This is a genomic window from Nocardia exalbida NBRC 100660 (assembly GCF_000308575.1).
In the GTDB taxonomy this organism is placed as follows: Bacteria; Actinomycetota; Actinomycetes; order Mycobacteriales; family Mycobacteriaceae; genus Nocardia; species Nocardia exalbida.
In genome coordinates, this window is the sequence record NZ_BAFZ01000090.1 from 1 (window position 1) to 20724 (window position 20724).

The window sequence follows — 20724 nt, forward strand, 5'->3', positions numbered from 1 at the left end:
ACATATTGGCCGGGTCCGCGCCGAACACTCCCAGTTGCGATCGGACGATCGCCTGGCCCATCGGATCGCTGGTGCGCGGACACCCGCTGTAGGCACCGACCGCGCTGTACAGACCGGGTGCACCGATCGCGAGATCCAACGCGGAAGTCGCCGACATGGAAAGTCCCGCGACGGCGTTGCGGCCGTTCATCCCGAACCTGGCCCCGAGCAGCGGCGGCAGTTCCCTGGTCAGGAACGTCGTCCACATGTTGCGGCCGAGTACAGGGTCATCGCGCAGCCAATCGGTGTAGTAGCTGGCGCGCCCGCTCAACGGCACGATCACGTTGACCGGTTTGTCCGCGAAGAACGCCGCGATGTCGGTGCGCCGGGTCCACGGACCCCCGTCCTCGCCCCCGTCCACGGCGTTCAGCAGATACAGCGCGGGAGCGCCGGAACCCGGATGCGACATCCACAGCGTGATGGGGCGATCCATCGCCGCGGAGTGGACGACGACTTCGAACTCCCGCCCACCCAGCGGGCGCACGTCGAGAATGCTCGCGCCGGGATCGGCGGCGGCGGTCGTGGCCGGGACGAAGGCGGCGCACACCGCGAGAAGTGGAACCAGGCATCGCAGGAGCCGGTACATGAGACGAGTGTCCATCACCCCCGCCGGGACGCATCTGGCATTCGTCGAGCATGTTCTCAATCGCACATGAAATTGCTGCTCAAAAGCAATCAACATCGAAAGTCTTGGCGAATCCACCAAGAAAGCAATTGATCAGCAAAGGTCACTCGGAACTCGCTCCTTGCGATCGGGAGCTGACGCCGCGCGCCTCATGAGCAGCGGGCGTCAGCGGGACGCACGACCCCCGTCAGGGCAATCCATTCGGCGTCGGTGAGATCGCTACCGGCATGCGCACATGCGGTCCGCATCAGGCCCTCCGGTGAGATGTCGCGTTCGATCAGCGTTCCGTCGACGCCACCGGAGAAGGCGGGACCAGGGTTCAGCGTCACGAGATACCGTCCGTCCGCGGATAAGGCGACGGCCGGTATGACATGCCAGACCGAATCGGACTCGAGTTCTCCCAGACTCGTTCCGTCGGCGGCGAAGAGAGTCATCGAACCCGCCTGGTCTCTCGCGACGACAAGGCTCGCGTCCGCGGCGGCGGCAAGCTGCAGAATCGCCCCTCGCGCACTGCCGAAGGAGATCGTGCGCTCCCTCCCCGCGCCGGTCCGATCCCATATCTCGATGCCGTCGTTCCGGCGGATCAGCAGATGCCGCCCGGCGAAGAGCATCGTCTGCACGTCCTTGCCGTCGATATCGTGCGCGTTCTGCCCGTGCGCCAGATCGTAGACCGAGATGTCGTCGGTATCGCGCATGACCAGGAACTCTCCGGTCGCGTCGATACCGGCTTCCACGATCTTGTCGGTGTCGACCGCGCCACCCAGCGGAATGAATTCCGTATCGACGCCCCCGGTATCGAGATTATGCAGGTACGCCCTTCCCCTGCTGTCCAAAGACACGGCGGTGGCCGGCGAGGACGACACTCCGGCGGCCCTGACCGTCGTATACGGCGGTGGAGAATTCAGGATCACCACCTCGAAGGCGGATTCCACCTGTGGCCTGTGGGCGGATACGCGCCGGTCGTAGCCGGAGACCGGATTCGCGGCGAGAGCCAGCACAGAGCCATCCGCTCGCCACGCGGGCATACCGGTCACGCCTGGAATGAATTGTGGTCGTGATGAATCCGGCCCGAGGCGTTGGATGATCACGACGTCGCTGTTCAGCGCGGATGTCTCCGGGTCCTTGTGCTGGCCTGTGATCACGGCGGTGCGTCCGTCCGGCGCCAGCGACAAGCTGGGCGGGCAATTATCGCATCCTTTGACGATCGGCACCGGGATGGTTCTGGCCAGCCGGTCATGCTGCTCGATGTCCCACAGAGTGATCAGCCGCGCGGAGGCCGAGACCAGTCGCGTTTCGGAAGTTCCGAGGAATCTCAACAGCTTTCGGTCGAAGTCGATCGCGGCGCCGGTGATCAGTGGTGGCGGATCCCGGGGTGCTACCTCGCCGGTCACGGGAGCCACGTAGAAGCCACCGTCGGCACTGGGTACCGCTGCCGTGCGGCCCGTCCGGCTGAGCGCGGCGGGAGCCGACCTGCTGGGCGTGGGAACACCGACATATCCGGCTTCGGGGCGAGGATCGTCCGGCACTGCACGCAACCGGAAAACCGGTACCGGAAGGCCGGGTGCGACCGCACACGGGAACGAGGCCCCATCGGGGGAGAGTTCTCCGACGGCTTGAGCCTTACCGCAGACGTCGTCCGTGTCCAAAGGGGAGAGATCTGTTGTGATTTCCTCCCGAAGGGAGATCTGCCGCACCGCGCCGCCGGTGTCGAGGAGACGCAAGGTCGTGTCGTCGATGAACACCATGCTGGTCAAATCACGGACCGTCGGATGTGAGGTGAGAACCCGTCCGGAGGACAAGTCGATGATGTCGACCACTCCTGGCGTGCCCGTGGCGGCCCCGATTCGGCGGTCGACCGCACCGAACCTCCCTGATTCGGAAATGGCGACAACTTCGGCGCCGCGCTCGTCGGGCGCGCCGAGGTCCGGTGCGCCGGAGTCGTGACGCCACAAGGCGATCGAGGTGCCATCCGTGGCCAGAACGGTCCGGCCGTCCGCGGCGACGGCCAATGATCGGATAGGGCCGGGCAACCGGGTGACCGATTCGGTCATCGGATCGCCGGGCACCCACGTCACGACTTGCCCGTCGGCCAGTCCCGCCACGACGGTCCTACCGTCGGCGCTGCTCCGCAGGACCGTAACGTCCGCGGGCGCGGCTACGTAGCGCGCGACCTTCGGACCGGCCGTATTCGCGCGGAGCAGGGCAGCATGGCTACGCGGGCTCGGGTCGAGACGGTAAGCCGCGACGGCCAGAAGCAGTGCCGCGCGGACATCGGTGGTCATTTTGGTGTCGGCGACCGACGCCATGAGTCGTGCCGTGGCGATTCTGGCCTGCTCCTCGGCCCGATTGCTCTGCACCCTGGCTACCAGCGCTGCGATCAGCGCCAGGACGAGCAAGGTCACCAATGCGCCGATAGCGGTATTCGCCCAGCGCAAGTTTCGCTTGGTCTGCTGATAGCCCTCGGATTTGATATCGGTCTCGGAGACGCCGTGAATCACCGCGGCGATGCCGACCGCGATGGCGTCGATGTCCGGATGCGGGGCTCCGTCCGCACCCTCGCGCCACTTGATCGTCTTGTATACGGGTTCGGAGGCGAATACGCCGAACAGGCGTGGCGGCAGCGCGGTCGAGCGAACTCGGTCCCAATCCCCCGCCACCTCGTCCCATGCCAGGGTCCCGGCGCTCAGGACCAGCAATATCGTCTCGGGAGACCGATTCGCCAGCCACCACTCGATCTCGCGATCCACCCACATGGATGCGGCAGCCTCTGGCGAAGCCACCACGACGAGCCATTTCGAACGCGACAGGCCCGCGACGATCTTGCCCTCCAGTTCGGGACCGATCGAGATTCCGCTGTAGTCGAGAAAGATGCGTGTTCGTGGGAAGCGGTACCACGGTCGTGGCAGCTTCTCGATCGCGTTCTGGATCAACGGAAGCACCGCCCGATCCCGGTCCCCGCTGTAGGACAGGAATGCGCCATACCCGATCTCCGCACGCGTGGTAGGCCGCCGAAGGTTCACCCGCACAACCGCGCCTCACGTTCTGCCGTGTTCACGCCTCGCCGAACGCGCCGGCGAATCCCTGCCATACGTTCCGGAGCCTCCGGTACCGACATCCCCGAGATCTTCGCCGACTGCCCTTTCGAACCGACTTCGACCCCTCCAGCCGACATCAGGCCCCTCCTCCCGGTCGCCGAGGCGCCGGCACTCGTCTCGGCAACGATTCAACCATCGCACCCGGGCACGTACCAGATTCAGGCGCATTTGTTCTGTCCCGCAGATCATTCGGATGAGTTCCTACTCGGCCCGCGCGAATCACAGCGTCGCCCGAGCGGAGGCCGCTCACCGGCCAGGCGATGGGCGACTCACCGTGTAACGAGGACCTCGTGCGCACCGACGGGCTTCAGCGGTAGAAGTTGACCATGACCAAGATTCTCGTCACGGGCGGAACCGGCGCGCTGGGCAGGCTTGTGGTCGATCGGCTGCGCGAAGCGGGCCATGATGTGCGGGTGCTCTCCCGTCGCTCGGGGGCGGGCACGCATGTGGGCGATCTGCGCACCGGTACGGGCGTGGCGGAGGCCGCGGCGGGTTCCGACGTAATCGTGCACGCGGCCTCGGATTTCCGCCGGATGGGCGGCTCCGACCTCGCCCAGACCGAGCATCTGCTGCGGCACGCGCGAGAGGTCCGGCACCTGCTGTACGTGTCGATCGTCGGGATCGACCGCATCCCGTTCCGGTATTACCGGAACAAGCTGGCCTGCGAGCAAGCCGTCATCGGCAGTGGTGTGCCGCACACGATCCTGCGGGCGACGCAGTTCCACGAGCTGATCGCGGCCGTGTTGCACAGCGTCGAGAGATGGCCGGTGGCGCCGCTGCCGCCGCACTTCCGTTTCCAGCCGGTCGCCGCCGCCGACGTGGCGCGGCGGCTCGCCGCGTTGGCCGAGGGCGAGCCGCTCGGCCGGGCTCCGGACTTCGGGGGTCCGGAAGTGCGGACGATGACCCAGTTGGCGCAGGTCTGGCGAGCCGCCCGGCAGCGGCCGCGGCGGATCCTCCCGCTCCCGGTGCCCGGCCGGATCGGGAGCGCGTTCCGCGCGGGCCTGAACACCTGCCCGGATCATCCCGACGGCACACAAACCTGGTCACAGTCCGTCGCGGCGAACCTCGCGAATCCCTATGTCGCCGAACGAAAGAGATGACCGCGGAACCGCGTCGGACCGGGCGGCTCACCGACTCGTCCGAGCCGCCGGAACCGTAGACCAGCCCTGCCGGTACCGGTGGAACGCGGTCGCGGCGCGGAACCGGCCGTGCCCGCGGTCGGCGGCGCTCCGGGGGACCGGCGATCAAGCAGACCTGACCGGCGGCACAGGTGACTCCACCGCCGATCCGTGACCGAGCCCGCGCTCACGCCAACTCCCCCAACGACCGGTACCAGCCGACGATCGAACAGACCGGTCCGGCCAGCCATGCGTCACTCATCCGCCGATCGCTCAGCGACGCACCCGGACCATCTCCCCCGACGACAACCGGTACCAGCCAGCCATCAAGCAGACCATTCCGGCCAGCCATGCATCACTCGACCGCCGATCGCTCAGCGAGCCCGCACCCCGACAATCTCCCCGACGACAACCGGTACCAGCCAGCCATCAAGCAGACCATTCCGGCCAGCCATGCATCACTCATCCGCCGATCGCTCAGCGAGCCCGCGCCCGGACCATCTCCCCCGCTGCGACCCGGTAGCGGTCGGCGATCAACCGGATCACCGCCGGGTGCACACCGATGGGCTCGGCGACGCCGTCGGCTCCCGCCTCGTGCAGGCGCTGCTGGAACAGGCCGTGCGCGAGCAGGTACGAGGCGACGAAGATCCGGCCCGCCCCTGCCGCGCGCAATTCCGCGACGACGTCCGGCACGCGCGGCGCGCCGGTCGCGACGTAGCCGATGCGGACCGCGACCCCGAGGTGTTCGGCCAGCAGCGCGGCCGCGCGCCGGACATCCTGGCGGGCACGGGCATCCGAGGAGCCCGCAGCGGCGAAGACGACCGCGTCGCCCGGGGACCAGCCCGCCGCGCGCAGGCGCATCGCCATGATCCGCGCCAGCGCCGGGTCAGGGCCCATGGCGGGCGTGACCGTCACCGCGGGATGGGCGCTGTCGGCGACCTCACGCGGCACGTCCTGGTAGACGTGGTATCCCGAGGCCAGGAACGCCGGAACCACGACGGCGGGTACGGATTCGCCGCCGGGGGTGACCAGATCGCGCAGCACCTCCGACGGCGAAGGGCCGAGCACGTCCACGAATGCCGTGCGCACCCAGGGACTGTCGCCGGTCTCGGTGCCGGGCCCCGAAATCCCGGCACCGAGTTCCTTCGTCACGGCCTCGGCGAGCGCCGCGATCATCTGCACGCCCTTGGTGCTGCGGGTCCCGTGGGCCACCAGCACCAAGGCGGGCGCGGTCACCAGCTCCCCGCAGTCTGGATGTGCCGAGGTGCCCGGGTCGGAATTCCGACGCCGGGCACCTGCGGGCCTCCTGTCGCGGTGGGCCGTGGATTGTTGTCGATACATTCCGCCGGGTCCAGCGCGAGCCGGTACCCGCGTTTGACCACGGTTTGAATCGCTTTCGGCGTGCCGAGTCCGGCGCGCAGCCGGGCGATGGCGGTCTCCACCGCGTGCGTGTCGTCCCCGCCGCCGGGCAGCGCGGCGAGCAAGTCCTCGCGGGAGACGACCCGGCCGGGCTGACGGGCCAGCGAGCGCATCAGGGCCATCGGCGCGGGCGCCAGCTGACGCACCTGACCGTCGACCACCACGCACGCGCCGCGCACGCTGATGATGTGGCCCGCGGCGTGAATCCGGTTGGCGCGCCGGGGCAGTTCCTCGGCGACATGGCGGGCCAGCGCACCGAGGCGGGCCCGGCCGGGCATCGAGGTGGGCACCCCGAGTTCCTCCAGCGGCGCGGCCGTGATCGGGCCGACGCAGGCGGGCAGCACCCGGCCGCGCAGCGCGTACAGCAACCCCTCCAGCAGTCCGGTCTCCTTGGCGCGCATCAACATCGACGCCACGGCGGGGGCGCTGGTGAAGGTGACGCAGTCCATACCGGAGGTGACGATCGACTCGATGAGGTGATCCATCGGCCCTTGATCGTCCGGCGGCACCCAGCGGTACACCGGCACCGGCACGACATCCGCGCCCGCGCACCGCAGGACCTCGCAGAAGTCGGGCACCGGCTCCCACTCGGTGGTGGCACCGTGCAACTGCACGGCGATCCGGACGCCCTCCACGCCTTCGGCGAGCAGGTGATCGAGCACTTCGGCGGACGACTCGGAGGCGGGCGACCATTCCTCGCGCAATTCCGCGGCGCGGATGGCGCCCTTGGCCTTCGGGCCGCGCGCGAGCATCCGGGTGGTCCCCAGCGTCGTGCGCAGGTTCTCGGCCAGGCCCCAGCCTTCGGCCGCCTCCATCCACCCGCGGAACCCGATTCCCGTGGTGGCCACGGTGATCTGCGGTGGATCGGCGACCAGCTGCCGGGTCACTCGTTCCAGCTCGTTGTCGTCGGAGAGCGGGATGATCCGGATGGCGGGCGCCGAAACGATGGTCGCGCCCCGGCGTTCGAGCAGCGTGGCGAATTCCACCGCCCGCCGGGCCGCCGTGATGCCCACCGTGAATCCGGCCAGGCTCTCGCCCGCGTCAACTGTTGTCATTGGCGTTTCATCCATCCGAGGACGTGAGCGCGGCGGCCACCGGCTCGTTGGAAATCGAAACGATGCCGTCGTCCACGCGCACCGCGTACACCGGCAGCATCGCCGATTCGTCGTCCAGGCAACGCCCGTCGACCAGCGAGAAGGCCTGCTTCAGCAGTGGCGAGGCCACGACGGGCGCCCCACCGCGATCGCCGACGATCCCGCGCGACATGACCGCCGCCCGGCCGATCGGATCGATATTGCCGACGGCATACAGCATGCCGTTATCCAGCAGGAACAGGGCGGCCTGCTGGCCGCCTTTCAGCAACACCGCAACGCCGCGGCCGGGAATCAGGTAGTCGAGACGGCAAGCCTGTGTCCACCCTGTGGCGGTAGCTGTGGCAATGCCGGGGGTATCGATCACGGTCATCGGTGTCATCCTCCAAACGCCTTACTCATTGGTACCGACGTTCTGTTTCCAAGGGGTTAAGCGGTCATTTCCCCTGCGTGGCGACCGGAATTTTGGGCAGTCCCAGCAGGACGGGAACCTTCCGTTCGCCCGAATCGTCGAACGAAATCGTCGGATCGGCTTCCTCCGGGGCGTTGACGAACGACACGAAGCGAGAAAGCTTCTCCTCGTCGTCCAGCACCGCGGCCCACTCGTCGCGGTAGCCGGCGACGTGCTGGGCCATCGCCGCTTCCAGATCCTCGGCGATGCCGAGGCTGTCCTCGCAGATCACCTGCTTGAGGTAATCCATGCCGCCCTCCAGCGCTTCCTGCCAAGGAGCGGTGCGCTGCAAACGATCAGCGGTGCGGATGTAGAACATCAGGTACCGGTCGATGTACTTGATCAGCGTCTCGTCGTCGAGTTCACCGGCCAGCAGCACCGCGTGCTTCGGGGTGAGGCCGCCGTTGCCGCCGACGTAGAGGTTCCAGCCGTTCTCGGTGGCGATCACGCCGACGTCCTTGCCGCGCGCCTCGGCGCATTCGCGGGCGCAGCCGGAGACCGCCAGCTTCAGCTTGTGCGGCGACCGCAGGCCGCGGTAGCGCTTCTCCAGCAGCACGGCCATGCCGACCGAGTCCTGCTGGCCGTAGCGGCACCAGGTGGAGCCGACGCAACTCTTCACGGTGCGCAGCGACTTGCCGTAGGCGTGACCGGATTCCATGCCCGCGTCGACCAGCCGCTTCCAGATCAGCGGCAACTGTTCGACGCGCGCGCCGAACAGGTCGATGCGCTGGCCGCCGGTGACCTTCACGTACAGGCCGAATTCCTTGGCCACTTCGCCGATGGTGATCAGCTGCTCGGCGGTGACCTCGCCGCCGGGCATCCGCGGCACCACCGAATAGGTGCCGTTCTTCTGGAGGTTGGCCAGGAAGTGGTCGTTGGTGTCCTGCAGCGCGGCCTGCTCGCCGTCGAGGATGTGGTCACTCGAGGTGGAGGCGAGGATGGACGCCACGGTCGGCTTGCAGATGTCGCAGCCCGCGCCCTTGCCGTACTTGGCGATCAGGCCGGAGAAGGTGCGGATGCCGGTGACCTGGACGATCTGGAACAGCTCGGCGCGCGACTGCTCGAAGTGCTCGCACAGCGCCTTGGACATCTCCACGCCGGACTGCTCGAGCAGCTTCTTGAGCATGGGAACGCAACCGCCGCAGGAGGTTCCGGCGGTGGTGCAGCTCTTGATCGCCGGGACGTCACAGGCGCCGTCGGCGATCGCCCCGCAGATCGCGCCCTTCGACACGTTGTTGCACGAGCAGATCTGCGCGTCGTCGGGCAGTGCGTCGGCACCCAGTTCGGCGCCCGCGGGCGAGATCAGCGCGGCCGGTTCGGCGGGCAGCGGGCGGCCGACCAGCGGGCGCAGCGCCGAGTAGGCGGTGGCGTCGCCGACCAGGATGCCGCCGAGCAGGGTCTTCGCGTCGTCGGAGACGACCAGCTTGGCGTAGGTGCCCTTGGCCGCGTCGTGCAGCACGACCGACAGCGCGCCCTCGGTGACGCCGTGCGCGTCACCGAAGCTGGCCACGTCCACACCCAGCAACTTGAGCTTGGTCGACATGTCCGCGCCCGGGAACTCGCCCGAGCCGCCCAGGAGGCGGTCGGCCACGATCTCCGCGGTGCTGTAGCCCGGCGCGACCAGGCCGTAGCACACGCCCTCGACGGCGGCGCATTCGCCGATGGCCCAGATGTTCGGGTCGGAGGTCTGCAGGCCGAGATCGGTGATGATGCCGCCGCGGGGGCCGACCTCGATTCCCGCGTCGCGGGCGATCTGGTCGCGCGGGCGGACACCGGCGGAGAACACCACGAGCCCGGCTTCGATCACCGTCTCGTCGGACAGCGTGACCTTCACTCCCTGGTCGGCCGCCTCGATCGAGGAGGTGCCCACGCCGGTGTGCACGTGCAGGCCGAGGTCGGTGACCAGGCGCTCCAGGATGGCGCCGCCGCCCTCGTCCACCTGGGCGGGCATCAGCCGGGTGTTGTACTCGACCACGTGCGGGGTGAGCCCCAGCAGACGCAGCGCGTTCGCGGCCTCCAGGCCGAGCAGGCCGCCGCCGACCACCACACCCACCGCGCCGGGACCGGCGGCTTCGGCGGCCGCGCGGATGCCGTCGAGGTCGTCGAGGGTGCGGTAGACGAAGCAGGCGGGGTCGTCGTGGCCGGGCACCGGCGGCACGAACGGGTAGGAACCGGTGGCCAGCACGAGCGCGTCGTAGGCGAGGATGTCGCCCGAGGAGGTGGTCACCTTGCGCGCCGCCCGGTCGATGGACTCGGCGCTCTGCCCCAGGCGCAGCTCGACCAGCTCGTCACCGGCGTACTCGTTGCCGGGCAGCGCGAGCGCGCTCGCGTCCCAGGCGCCGACGTAGGAGGAGAGGCCGACGCGGTCGTAGGCGGGCAGCTTCTCCTCGCTGAGGATGATCACCTGCCAGCGGCCTTCGGTGTCGCGCGAGCGCAGCGCCTCGACGAACCGGTGCCCGACCATTCCGTGGCCGACGACCACCGCGGTCTTGCGAGCGACTGTGGGGTTCATCTGTTGTCCTCCTGGACTGGATCGGGTGTCAAGCGCGGGCCGACGAGCCGGCGGACGGGGTCTGGGACGGGGCCTGGCCTGCTTCGGCTTCGAGGACGAACGTCTCTGCCTCGACCACGACATCGGAATCGGCGGGCAGGCCCCGCAGGCCGGGACGGCGCAGGAACACCGCCCAGACCACCAGGGCGCACAGCACGTAGAAGGCCATGAACACCCAGAACGCGGTGGTGGCCGACTTGGTGGACGCGTAGGAGGAGCGCAGCACCAGGTTGATGCCCACGCCGCCGAGGGCGCCGATGGCGCCGACGAAACCGATCAGCGCGCCGGAGGTGTTCTGCGACCATGCCGACCGTTCCGCGGGCGTGGCGTCCAGGCTCCTGGACTTGGCCTCGAACACCGACGGGATGATCTTGGTGACCGATCCGTTGCCGATGCCGGAGAGCACGAACAGGGCGATGAAGCCGACCACGAGCGCGGTCATCACGGCCCCGCCCGCCACGCCGTTGTTGCTGTCGGCCATCGTGCTGGCCACGGTGATCAGCACGGCCGCCGCCATCATGGCGCCGAAGACGTAGAGGGTGACGCGGCTGCCGCCGATTCGGTCGGCCCACTTGCCGCCGTAGGGCCGGGCCAGCGAGCCGAGCAGCGGACCGATGAAGGCGATCTGCGCGGCGTGCAGCGTGGCCTGCGCGACGCTGTCACCGCCCGCCCGGAAGCTGATCTGCAGGATCTGGCCGAAGGCGAAGCTGTAGCCGATGAACGATCCGAAGGTGCCGATGTAGAGGAAAGCGATCGCCCAGGACTGCGGCACCTTCAGTGCCGTGAGCATGTAGGACAGATCGGCCTTCTGGTTGGGCAGGTTGTCCATGAACAGCGCAGCGCCCAGTCCGGCGATCGCGATGAGGACCAGGTAGACCGCGCAGATCAGCGAGGCGTACCCGTTGCCGATGGTCGCGATGACCAGCAGGCCGATCAGCTGGATCACCGGAACGCCGATGTTTCCGCCGCCCGCGTTCAGGCCGAGCGCCCAGCCTTTGAGCCGCTGGGGGTAGAACGCGTTGATGTTGGTCATCGAGGAGGCGAAGTTGCCGCCGCCGAAGCCCGCGAAGCACGCGACCACCAGGAAGGTGGTGTACGAGGTGCCGGGCTGGTTGATGAAGTACAGCGTGAGCAGCGTCGGGATCAGCAGCATCGCCGCACTGAACACCGTCCAGTTGCGCCCGCCGAACCGCGCGGTCGCCACGGTGTAGGGAATTCGCAGGAACGCGCCCACCAGGGTCGGCATGGCGACCAGGAAGAACTTGCCCGCCGGGTCGATGCCGAACTTGTCGGTCGGCATGAACAGCACCATCACCGACCAGATCGACCACACCGAGAATCCGACGTGCTCGGCGAAAACCGACCAGATCAAGTTGCGCCGGGCGACGTCCTTGCCGCCCGCTTCCCAGGCGGCGACATCCTCCGCATCCCAGTGCTCGATGCGCGGCCTGCGGATCTTCGTCCGTCCCAGCGCTTCCAGACGGTTACGCGTCAGCGTGCTCAACGTGGCCTCCCAATGTCGGTTGGCTCCACGGTAGGAAAGGGGTATTGCCGAAATGCTGCGCGAAATGACCGTCAAATCAACGGTTGCTCACGATTACCGGCGGCGGGGGGTGAGTTTCGCGGGAATGTTTCAGGCATGTGACACAACGGTTTCCGTGGGTCACAAAAGGACAGAATTCGAATTCCGCGGGCGGTGAGGTGTGACGCGCGCTACGTCGCACAATTCGGATGCGCACATCCTCACCCTGTTCGCACAGTCGCGCAACCGCAGCTGTGAGATTCGGCGCCGACGGCGCCGCGCCTCAATTCCAGGTGTCTTCGAGCAGCCGCGGCTTGCACGCCTGCCAGGCACCCGCCAGCAGGACCAGCACCGCCAGGCCGAGCAGCGCGAACGGAACCAGCCAGCCACCCGTCGCCGTGTGCAGCACGCCGAACAGCAGCGGGCCCACGCAGGCCACGGCGTAGCCGACGCCTTGGGTGAAGCCGGACAGCGCGGCCGACCCGGCAGGGGTGCGGGTGCGCAGGTTGATCAGCGTCAGCGCCATCGGGAACGTACTCGGGCCGAGACCGAGCACGACGACCCAGAGGATCGGCGCGGCCATCGGCGCGATGAGCAGCCCGGCGAACGCGATGAAGAACAGCACCGCGCAGCCCACCACCACCGGGAACGGATTGCGGAACCGGGCGACCACGGTGGGTGCGGTGAGCGCGGCCACCAGGCCGACCACGGCGAACAGACCGACCATGGCCCCGCCGTACGCGGCGCTCGCGCCCGCCTCGCTCAGGATCTTCGGCAACCAGGTGAACATCGCGTAGGTGGTGAGCGAGGTCATGCCGAACATGCCCGCCATTCCCCAGGCGATGGGCGAGCGCCACACGCGCCCGGTGGGCGGCTGCTCCGGCACGGCCGTCCGGTCCGCGCCATCGCGTCCGCGCCTGCCGCGCAGCACCGCCAGCCACGGCACCGCCGCGGCGAAGCCGAGCACACCCCACACCCCGAGCGACACGCGCCAGCCGTGCGCGTCCGCGACGGGGACAGCGGTGAAGGCGGGCACGACCGTGCCGAGTTGCACCATCACGATGTACAGCGAGCTGATCACGGCGAGGCGATCCGGGAAGTACCGCTTCACCAGCGGCGGGATCACCACGTTGCCGATGCCCATGCCCGCGAGGGCGAGGGCCGAGAAGACGAGCAGTTCGGCGGTGCCCGACATCAACACCCGCAGCACCATGCCCGCGCCCGCCATCAGCATGGCCGTCAGCGCGGTGCGCTCCAGCCCGAGCCGGACCGCCAGGACCGGGGTGAGCAGCCCGGACAGCGCGAACATGGCGGTGGGGATCATGCCGAAGACGCCGACAACGGCGGCCCCGTAACCGATCTCGGCGCCGATCCGCTCGGCCAGCGGGCTGTAGGCGGTGACCGCGACCCGCAGCGTGAGCGCCGACATCACGATGGCGGTGAGTACCAGCAGGCGGCCCTCGGTCAGCGCACGTCGACGGCGCTCGACCAGGACGGATTCCTGGCGAGCCTCGGTTTCGGGGAGGGTCACAGTCACCGAGAAATCATAGGATGACCGGATGATGTTCGGCAACGATTTGTGATGGGCGGTACTCTGTCGAGGTGCAACCCGTCCGGCGCACCAGCCTCATCGCCCAGGTGACCGACCAGCTGCGTGCCGAAATTCGTTCCGGCCGTTGGTCGATCGGCTCCCGCATCCCGACCGAGCCGGAGCTCACCGAGCTCACCGGCACCGGCCGCAACACGGTGCGCGAGGCCGTCCAGGCCCTCGTGCACGCCGGCATGCTGGAGCGTCGCCAAGGTTCCGGCACCTACGTGATCGCGGCGTCGGACCTCGGCGGAACCCTGGGCAAGTATTTCGCCGATGCCGAGGAACGCGACGTCCTGGAACTGCGCCTCGCGCTGGACGTCACCGCCGCGGGCCTGGCCGCGCGCCGACGCGACGACACCGATATCGCGAATCTGCTGCGCCTGCTGGCCGAACGGGACAAGAAGTGGGACGAGGACTCCGCCGCCGCGATCGAGGCGGACGTCCAGTTGCACCGCGCGATCGTCGTCGCGAGCCACAACGCGGTGTACCTCGAGTTCTACGATTCGCTGCTGCCCATCATCGAACAGGTCATCCGCGCACGGACATCGAAGTCCGACGACTCCTATACCGAGGAGCACGCGGCCTTGGTGCACGCGGTGATCGACGGTGATCCCGAACGCGCCGCCTCGGAGACGCGGTGCTTCCTCAACTCGCTCATCGCGGAATATCCGGACGCGCGATAAACGGCGCAGGTAACCGAGTGGTCACCATTCGGGGCCGCGCGATGTGAGTCGGATTTGCCGGGAACGTCATCGAGGGCCACGGGGACGCAACACGCGGCTCCTACCTTTATCTCGACCGTAGCCAGGCACTCGACAGCCGCCGGCGGCGCAGCCGCGATGAGGGCCGGTCGAGCCGAATCGAGAGGAAGCCGATGACCGTCGTAACAGCCACCGGCCAGCAGTCGCACCCAACGACTTTCGAACACCAGAAACGTGGACGCTGGCTCGATCACTGGGATCCGGACAACGCGAAGTTCTGGGAATCCGGTGGCGCGAAAACCGCGCGCAAGAATTTGATGTTCTCCGTATTCGCCGAGAATCTCGGCTTCAGCATCTGGGTCATCTGGGGCACCGTCGTGACCAGCATGGGCGCCGCCGGATTCGACTTCCTCGCCGGTCTGGGCAAGGGCAACCCCGTCGCGGTGAGCAACGCCCTGCTGCTCACCTCCACCCCCACCCTGGTCGGCGCCGCGCTGCGCATTCCGTACACCTTCGCCATCCCCCGGTTCGGCGGGCGGGCGTTCACCGTGTTCAGCGCGGGGATGCTGCTGATTCCGACGCTCGGCCTGGCCTGGTTCGTCAACCAGCCGGGCACGCCGATGTGGGTGTTCCTGCTGCTGGCGGCGCTCGCGGGCGTCGGCGGCGGCAACTTCTCCTCCTCGATGGCCAACATCAACTTCTTCTTCCCCGAGGGCAAGAAGGGTGCGGCGCTGGGCATCAACGCCGCGGGCGGCAACCTGGGCGTCGCCCAGACGCAGCTGGTGTTGCCGCTGCTGATCACGTTCGGCACGCACATCATGGCCAAGGACCCGGGCGGCTACCGCTTCGGCATCACGCTGTCGGTGCTGGTTTGGGTGCCGTTCATCCTGGCGGCCGCGTTCGGCGCGCTGCGCTACATGGACAGCATCAGCACCGCCAAGTCCGACGGCAAGTCCTACCGGCTCGCGCTCACCAACCGGCACACCTGGGTGATGGCGATCCTCTACATCGGCACCTTCGGCTCGTTCATCGGCTTCTCCTTCGCCTTCCCGACGCTGATCAAGGCCAATTTCCCGGACCTGGCCAAGATCGGCTGGATCACCACGCTCGGTAACCTCGCGTTCCTCGGCGCGCTGGTCGGGTCGTTCAGCAGGCCGTTCGGCGGCTGGGTGTCCGACAAGGTCGGCGGCGCGAAGATCACCTTCTACGTCTTCGGCGGCATGGCGATCGCGGTCGCGCTGATCATGGCCGGGCTGGAACTGAAGAGCTTCCCGCTCTACCTGCTGGCGTTCCTGCTGTTGTTCGTGCTCACCGGCATCGGCAACGGCTCGACCTACCGGATGATCCCGACCATCTTCAGCGCCGAGTCCAAGAAGTACGCCTCCGAGCACGGCCTCGATGCGGCCGAGGCCGCCGCTTCGGCGAAACGTCAGGCGGGCGCGGCGATCGGCGTCATCGGCGCGGTCGGCGCCTCCGGCGGCTGGCTGTTGCAACAGGCCCTTCGGCTGTCCAACACCCACCTGCACAGCATGGCTCCCGCGTTCTGGGCCTACGCCGGGGCCTTCCTGGTGATGGCCACCGTCACCTGGTGGTTCTACCTGCGGTCCTCGTTCGCCATCCAGCGCGTTCCCTCGCTGGCCTACGCGAACGTCTGACCGCCCCAGCCGGTCCCGCGGCCCGGACACCGCGGGACACGGGCGTCGCATCCGCCGTCCCCCCTCCGGCGGATCCGACCCCCAGCCGAGCGTCCGCTCGCCGCCCGGTGCGATCCCAGGTCCCGCAACGGGTTCCGGCCTGCACCGCAGCGATGGGCGGACGTTCGGTTTCGCCGTTCCGAGAGAACGTGCCTGATCGGCGCTTTGCTCGCTCTGGTCCGCAGCGCTGATGCGCGCCGGTATGGCGAGGTGCGTACCGGGGCGCGCGGTCAGCTCTTGTTCAGCTCTTGGGCAAGCATCACGATGATGCCGCTAGGGCCGCGGACATAGGTGAGCTTGTAGACGTCCCGGTACGTCGCCACGCCGCGCAGAGGGTGGCAGCCGTGCCTCGCCGCGATCTCGAGGGCCTCGTCGATGTCGTCCACCGAGAACGCGACGCGGTGCATCCCGATCTCGTTGGGCCGGGTCGGGCTCGTCTCGATTGCGTCGGGGTGGATGTACTCGAAGAGCTCGAGCCGACCGTTGCCGTCTGGTGTCTGCAGCATAGCGATCTTGGCGTGGTTGCCGTCGAGGCCGACGGCGGTGTCGGTCCACTCGCCGCTGACCGTGTCCCGGCCGATGACGGTCAGACCGAGGTCGGTGAAAAAGGCGATCGTCGCTTCGAGGTCGCGAACCGCGATGGCGACGTTCTCCAACTTGATGGGCATGACTTCTACTCCTTATGTTTCGCGCTGCGGAACGGAACTGTCGCGCCGATCTCGAAATGTAGGCTCGTCTGCTCTAGAGGTCTCATTGTCGTTGGGCGTGGGCCTGGCGGTGCGTGCCCATGCGGACGGCTTGGCCGTCTACTCCTGGGACGGAGCCGCCGTGGCGGTCTCGACATGTCGGCCGCACGGCTTCCGCCGAGTCGGGGCCGGTGGCATGTATCGCGCGTGTCGTGACCTGCCGGAGGCGGGGGCCGCGGCGGCACACTCCCACCGCTTCGCATCAGGCCCATGGAGCATGGGGGATACCCGGAGCCGGGCCTGCGGTGACGCGCGGCGGGTAGGGACGAATGCGGTGGCGGCACTGCCGGCGGCGGCGAAACGCCTCGCCGCTCGCGAGGTCAGTACGGTAAGTGCACCCCGTTGCGCACGTCCTTGACCGTTCTGGCGATCATCTGTTGCAGAGTGGCGGCGATGCGTTCGGAAGTGGTGGGTTTGATCGTCACCAGGTCGTCGCCGAAAGTGACGTATCGACCGTCCTTCTCGACATCGTTGAGCTGGAAATCCTTGCGCCCGTTGATATGCCGATTGTCCACGCTTCCCATCGCGTAGACGCCGACATGACCGATCAAGGTCATCGCCCGGGTGAAGAACCGCTCGAACTCCTCCCGCGGCGTCGGCCGCCAGGCATCGCGCACCGGCGGACGCGGCCGCGCCAGCTCCTCCGCGGAAGCCTGCAATTGCTTGCCCTGCCCCGGCCCGCAGGCGGGGAACACATCGACCACGGCCCTCGCCACCGCACCGGCGGACAGCAACGTCAACACCACATCGCCACCGTGCTCGACGTCCGGTCCCGGTTCCTGCACCGCGATCGCGCCGTGCTCATAGTGCACTCCCGCATGCGCCCGCAGCTTCCGGTCCTTGCGCTTGCCTGCGAATCCGGCCACTTCCACCCGGGCCTCCGGCGCCAGCAGCACTTCGACCGCACGCAGCAGGTCGTCATCGATGCGCGGGCGCAGCGACTGCGCGGCCGCCTGCCGCAACCGCAAACTCTCCGAACGGAATTCGGTCGTGTACTGGTGCTGCAAGGGATACGGCAGCACGTCGCGGCCGGTGGACTCCCACAGCGTCCGGAATTCGAGCGCGGTGAATCGCCAGCTCTGCACCTCGGGCATCGATGACATCCTTACCGCGGGTTGTCACCGATGACCGGCGGCACCGACTTGGGCAGCTCGTCGAGCCCCGTCAGCTCATTGCCGTGTTCCTGAGTGATCAGGTAATCCGGAATACCCTTGGTGGATTCCTCATCGGATTTGCCACCCCGCGCACCGGGGGCCATTCCACCCATACCGCTCGTACCGGCGCGACCGGGCGACGCACCGGTCCGCGCGGTGGCCGGGACCGCGTTGGGGTTGTTCGGTGCTCCTTTGGATGGCACGGAGACACCCGGCCCACCCGGATGGGAAGGACTTCCCGGACTGCCCGGCGTACTCGGGTGCGGGGTGCCAGGAGTGGTGGGCGAAGTGCTCGGCGCGGGCGTCGTCGAGGCAGGTGTGGTCGCCGGTGTTGCGGAAGCCGGTGTGGTCGAATTCTCCGTCGTGGACGCCGGGTCGGTGCTGGTCGATTCCGGTGTTGCAGAGGTGGTGTCCGAGGACTCGGTGCTCGATGGAGTCGACGGATCATCGGTGGAGTTCGTATCGGAAGGATTCGAGCTGGGCGACGATGTCCCCGAGGGGTTTCCGCTGCCATTGTTCGTGCCCCGTGGGTTGCTACCGTCGCCGGTGCCGTTCGGATTCGCAGTCGACACGGGACGGGGAATCACGGGCACGTTCGTATCGGACTCCATGACGACCGGGGCGTAAACAGTTCGAAGCACCCGCAACGCCTCGGTTTTCGCGTTGTACTCGGCTACGTCGTCATTGCGCCAATCTCGCCCGACCACGAATCCACGGAGGTTGTCCCATCCGCTGCGATGTTCCGGCGCGTGCGGGACCAATTGCTTCGTCGGCTCGAGCCCGGTCTGCAGTTCGGCCAGCTTGTTGCCGGTCAGCCGGGCCGCGTTCGAGACCTGCGCACCTTGGGCGGCATAGTCACCGACCGCGCTCGCCGCCGCGTTGCACGCCTCACCACGCCACACACTGCCGTCGGTGGCCCGCTCCATCGCCGTCGTGAAGGTCTTCAACGAGGCCTCGTGCCGGTCGGCGATGGTGTTCCAAGCGGTTACCAGATCACTGACCGCCGTCAAATCTATCTGATCGACCTTCTGACGAAGCGTGGCGACATCGTGCCGCTCGAACTCGTCCGCGTCCAGAACTTCCCTCGGCCGGAATTCGCCTTGGAACCCGACATCGGCGGCCTTGCTACGGACGCCATCGCGCTGCTGGTTGTACCTGCCCTGAACCTCGGCCGCGTCGCCCTTGGGCTGCAACTCCTCACCCGCGATCCAATCGGTGACGCTGCGCCACATAGCCGAGCCCAGCCCTTGATCGAGCTGAAATTGCGGCATACCACTGTACGGATTACCCATCACCGCACCTGCTCAGTTGTACTCGCGATCTGCGCCGCGTTCTCGATGTCCTGCCCGGTGATGCGCTTGAACGAGATCGCCATGACTTCGCGCATGTTCTTCACGGTCTCGATGTGTTCCAGAATGATCTGGTCGATGGAGTTAGAGTCACCCACCGCCTGCTTCAGAAACTTCTTGACCAGGTCGTCGGCCATTTTGAAATCGCCGAAACCAGAAACGTTTTGAGCGTTTCCCGCCAAACTGCGCAACGATTCGAGTGCTGCGACTCGCTCGTCACATGCCTGCGCACAAAGAAGTGCGGCGTCCTGGTCGGCTAGGTACAATTCTCCGGCTTTGGCCTGGTCGGCAAGCCGACTCCACACCGATACATTGTCCTCACTCATGCGTTCCCTCCCTGTCAACGCGGTAGTGTGGGCACAATCGACTCGCCGACGCGATAGAGGACCGTGCATGGATTCTCAAGATCGTCCCGACCTGCCCGGCCCTGGATCCGCAACTGCACGACCCCTTGGGCTGCCGGGAACAGAACGTCGCAATCGAGATTCTTGGACGCGCCTTCGACTCTGAATTGCCGACCCTGACGACCTGCGACCGTGACGTCCTCGAAGTCGACATTCCCGGGCTTCCGCTCGAACTCCGACACCGTGCGCCTTGTTGAGAAGACTGTGACGAAGTACTTCGGTCCGTCCCACCTACAGATTTCCCAGCCAGACTGAGGCACACCGGCAATCCCGGACTCCTCGGTTTTCGGATCGACCCCGGCAGCCCGCAACGCCTCATCGGAAATCCCCGTACATGGGTTGAACAGAGCTTGCACGGCAGTGGTACTCGAACCCGTGGTGGGCGCACCGCTCGTGGCGTCCTCACATCCGACGACACCAGCCGCCAGCGCACCGATCAGCAGTACCAACGTGATTCGGCGACTCATCCCCACCCTCTCGAACCGCGACGACTCAGGTTCGCCAACATTAGCAGACAACCAGCTGGCGTCCCCCCGCTCGCGCTGGTCCTGAGGTATCCGGAGCCTGACGGGTAAGACGCGCTTGCGGCTCGGTCGTCGGGCGCTGCTGGAAGGGTTCTCCGCTATTGGGGGCAGAGGGTTTGGGACCGAATCTATGGTGGCAGTGCAGTAACGAGCTGAACGAAAGCTAGGACATACGACTGAGTTCGACTGATTTTGGAAGGAGCTGAATCGATGAAGTTTGGCAAGATCGCAGCCGGGTTCGCGCTGGCCGCTGCCGCAATCTCTGTCGCTCCTGCGGTTGCCTCCGCTGATGATCCGGAGTTTCCGCGCAACGGCGTTATCCCGCCCGGGACCTATCACATCGGGCGGGGTCCCTCGAATGTGATCGGGTCGCCCCTCGAGAACTGTGACCTGCAAGTTTTCGTGGATGGCAAGACGGTTGCACTGGCTTGCGGCGGCTTGAGCCGAGGTGGGCATCAGACGCCGGTCGGCCCGGACGAGACCTATGTTTCGTTCGACTTCGTGCCCTTCGGGCTCGACCTGCACGACATCGATCCACGGCAGGGGTTGTGGAGCGGAACGGTGAACATCGCCGGGACCCCGATCATCGCTCCATACCCACTGGCGGCAGTCTGGCTCAGCCGCCGCTGATTCGTGCGTGCCGATAGCGC

General features: G+C 67.4%; 17 protein-coding genes. 4 read left to right on the forward strand and 13 right to left on the reverse strand.

What is annotated here, in order from left to right:
• Window positions 1-625, reverse strand: a 625-nt coding sequence (locus ON29_RS22160) for an alpha/beta hydrolase (protein ID WP_040869144.1), incomplete at its 3' end; no start/stop codon positions are given.
• Between the two features lie 188 nt (window positions 626-813).
• On the reverse strand, window positions 814-3603 hold the full coding sequence (locus ON29_RS22165; protein ID WP_157172857.1) for a TIR domain-containing protein: 2790 nt from the start codon (window positions 3601-3603) through the stop codon (window positions 814-816).
• 482 nt (window positions 3604-4085) lie between these two features.
• Between ON29_RS22165 and ON29_RS22170 the strand changes: the two genes are divergently transcribed.
• Complete coding sequence (locus ON29_RS22170; protein WP_040869118.1) at window positions 4086-4859, forward strand: SDR family oxidoreductase; 774 nt, start codon at window positions 4086-4088, stop codon at window positions 4857-4859.
• A 495-nt stretch (window positions 4860-5354) separates the two neighbouring features.
• Here the strand turns inward: ON29_RS22170 and ON29_RS22175 are convergent, their stop codons facing one another.
• The 6 genes from ON29_RS22175 to ON29_RS22200 form a co-directional block, all read right to left on the reverse strand.
• Window positions 5355-6113, reverse strand: a complete 759-nt coding sequence (locus tag ON29_RS22175; RefSeq protein WP_040869120.1) for a sirohydrochlorin chelatase — start codon at window positions 6111-6113, stop codon at window positions 5355-5357.
• Window positions 6110-7351, reverse strand: coding sequence for a uroporphyrinogen-III synthase (locus tag ON29_RS22180; RefSeq protein WP_051175468.1), 1242 nt, complete (start codon window positions 7349-7351; stop codon window positions 6110-6112). The genes ON29_RS22175 and ON29_RS22180 overlap by 4 nt, the downstream gene beginning before the upstream one ends.
• 7 nt (window positions 7352-7358) lie before the next feature.
• On the reverse strand, window positions 7359-7760 hold the full coding sequence (nirD, locus tag ON29_RS22185) for a nitrite reductase small subunit NirD (RefSeq protein ID WP_040869146.1): 402 nt from the start codon (window positions 7758-7760) through the stop codon (window positions 7359-7361).
• Window positions 7761-7824: 64 nt separating this feature from the next.
• Window positions 7825-10350 (reverse strand): nitrite reductase large subunit NirB, encoded by a 2526-nt coding sequence (gene nirB / locus ON29_RS22190; RefSeq protein ID WP_040869123.1) that lies wholly within the window; start codon window positions 10348-10350, stop codon window positions 7825-7827.
• A 28-nt stretch (window positions 10351-10378) separates the two neighbouring features.
• A complete protein-coding gene (locus ON29_RS22195) occupies window positions 10379-11893 on the reverse strand; it encodes a nitrate/nitrite transporter (protein WP_083863996.1) in 1515 nt (504 codons plus the stop codon).
• Window positions 11894-12194: 301 nt separating this feature from the next.
• Window positions 12195-13448 (reverse strand): MFS transporter, encoded by a 1254-nt coding sequence (locus tag ON29_RS22200; RefSeq protein WP_373283901.1) that lies wholly within the window; start codon window positions 13446-13448, stop codon window positions 12195-12197.
• Window positions 13449-13513: 65 nt separating this feature from the next.
• On the opposite strand from ON29_RS22200, the gene ON29_RS22205 reads away from it, so the two are divergent.
• The gene (locus ON29_RS22205; protein ID WP_040869124.1) at window positions 13514-14185 is read left to right on the forward strand and encodes a FadR/GntR family transcriptional regulator; all 672 of its coding nucleotides are present in this window, start codon (window positions 13514-13516) and stop codon (window positions 14183-14185) included.
• Between the two features lie 191 nt (window positions 14186-14376).
• Window positions 14377-15858: an MFS transporter gene (locus tag ON29_RS22210; RefSeq protein ID WP_040869126.1), complete on the forward strand. Its 1482-nt coding sequence runs from the start codon at window positions 14377-14379 to the stop codon at window positions 15856-15858.
• Between the two features lie 269 nt (window positions 15859-16127).
• Here the strand turns inward: ON29_RS22210 and ON29_RS22215 are convergent, their stop codons facing one another.
• From ON29_RS22215 to ON29_RS34960, 5 genes are all read right to left on the reverse strand, one after another.
• Window positions 16128-16565 (reverse strand): VOC family protein, encoded by a 438-nt coding sequence (locus ON29_RS22215; RefSeq protein ID WP_040869127.1) that lies wholly within the window; start codon window positions 16563-16565, stop codon window positions 16128-16130.
• Window positions 16566-16963: 398 nt separating this feature from the next.
• Window positions 16964-17737 carry an ESX secretion-associated protein EspG gene (locus tag ON29_RS22220; RefSeq protein WP_040869151.1) on the reverse strand — a complete coding sequence of 258 codons (774 nt, stop codon included), beginning with the start codon at window positions 17735-17737 and terminating at the stop codon, window positions 16964-16966.
• Window positions 17738-17748: 11 nt separating this feature from the next.
• On the reverse strand, window positions 17749-19089 hold the full coding sequence (locus ON29_RS33965; RefSeq protein ID WP_217999268.1) for a hypothetical protein: 1341 nt from the start codon (window positions 19087-19089) through the stop codon (window positions 17749-17751).
• Window positions 19089-19472 carry a hypothetical protein gene (locus ON29_RS36045; protein WP_157172859.1) on the reverse strand — a complete coding sequence of 128 codons (384 nt, stop codon included), beginning with the start codon at window positions 19470-19472 and terminating at the stop codon, window positions 19089-19091. The genes ON29_RS33965 and ON29_RS36045 overlap by 1 nt, the downstream gene beginning before the upstream one ends.
• A gap of 14 nt (window positions 19473-19486) precedes the next feature.
• On the reverse strand, window positions 19487-20017 hold the full coding sequence (locus tag ON29_RS34960) for a DUF3558 domain-containing protein (protein ID WP_083863998.1): 531 nt from the start codon (window positions 20015-20017) through the stop codon (window positions 19487-19489).
• A gap of 267 nt (window positions 20018-20284) precedes the next feature.
• Between ON29_RS34960 and ON29_RS22240 the strand changes: the two genes are divergently transcribed.
• The gene (locus ON29_RS22240) at window positions 20285-20704 is read left to right on the forward strand and encodes a hypothetical protein (RefSeq protein ID WP_040869132.1); all 420 of its coding nucleotides are present in this window, start codon (window positions 20285-20287) and stop codon (window positions 20702-20704) included.
• The last annotated feature ends 20 nt before the right edge of the window (window positions 20705-20724 follow it).